This is a genomic window from Vibrio sp. 10N.222.52.C3, from assembly GCF_041474195.1.
In the GTDB taxonomy this organism is placed as follows: Bacteria; Pseudomonadota; Gammaproteobacteria; order Enterobacterales; family Vibrionaceae; genus Vibrio; species Vibrio crassostreae_C.
The window spans coordinates 1-811 of record NZ_JBFRTQ010000163.1; the positions used below are offsets into that span (position 1 = coordinate 1).

Genomic DNA, 811 nt, shown 5'->3' on the forward strand with positions numbered 1-811 from the left:
ATGTGACTCTACTCATCATTTAGCGACGAATAGGTATAATTAAAGCTCATATTGTATTACTTTATATGGAGTTTGAAAATTTAATCAAAGTTTAAGCAGATAAACTCTTTATTGAGGGTGACAAAGAATATGACGACTAAACCAGTATTGTTGACTGAAGCAGAAATCGAGCAGCTTCATCTTGAAGTGGGCCGTTCTAGCTTAATGGGCAAAACCATTGCAGCGAACGCGAAAGATCTAGAAGCATTCATGCGTTTACCTATTGATGTCCCAGGTCATGGTGAAGCTGGGGGTTACGAACATAACCGCCATAAGCAAAATTACACGTACATGAATCTAGCTGGTCGCATGTTCTTGATCACTAAAGAGCAAAAATACGCTGACTTTGTTACTGAATTACTAGAAGAGTACGCAGACAAATATCTAACGTTTGATTACCACGTACAGAAAAACACCAACCCTACAGGTCGTTTGTTCCACCAAATCCTGAACGAACACTGTTGGTTAATGTTCTCAAGCTTAGCTTACTCTTGTGTTGCTTCAACACTGACACAAGAGCAGCGTGACAACATTGAGTCTCGCATTTTTGAACCCATGCTAGAAATGTTCACCGTTAAATACGCACACGACTTCGACCGTATTCACAATCACGGTATTTGGGCTGTAGCCGCTGTGGGTATTTGTGGTCTTGCTTTAGGCAAACGTGAATACCTAGAAATGTCAGTGTACGGCATTGACCGTAATGATACTGGCGGTTTCCTAGCGCAAGTTTCTCAGTTATTTGCACCTTCTGGCTACTACATGGAAGGTC

At 41.3% G+C, this 811-nt stretch carries 1 protein-coding gene; it reads left to right on the forward strand.

The annotated features are described in order from the left end of the window. Positions 1 to 129: 129 nt before the first annotated feature. Positions 130 to 811, forward strand: a 682-nt coding sequence (locus AB4517_RS20610; protein WP_372149725.1) for an alginate lyase family protein, incomplete at its 3' end; no start/stop codon positions are given.